The 230-nt window shown below is 53.0% G+C and carries 1 rRNA gene; it reads right to left on the bottom strand.

Annotated features, from left to right (window positions below):
* A 23S ribosomal RNA gene (locus WA407_RS26615) occupies positions 1-230 on the bottom strand; the annotation flags it as partial.

Below are 230 nucleotides of genomic sequence, written 5' to 3'. Positions count from 1 at the left end.
TTTGCGGTACGGGCACCTTCTCCTGGCTAGAGGCTTTTCTTGGCAGTCTGAGATCATGACCTTCGCTACTACAATTTTCGCTCCCCATCACAGCCCAGCCTTAACGATGTGCGGATTTGCCTACACATCAGCCTCACTGCTTAGACGGACATCCATCAGTCCGCGTCACTACCCTACTGCGTCACCCCATCGCTCATAACGGATTACGGTGGTACAGGAATTTCGACCTG

It is taken from the genome of Paenibacillus sp. 203 (assembly GCF_037027525.1).
Taxonomy (GTDB): domain Bacteria; phylum Bacillota; class Bacilli; order Paenibacillales; family Paenibacillaceae; genus Paenibacillus; species Paenibacillus polymyxa_B.
The sequence above is the reverse complement of the archived record's forward strand: the minus strand, read 5'-3'. Positions and strand labels throughout refer to the sequence as shown.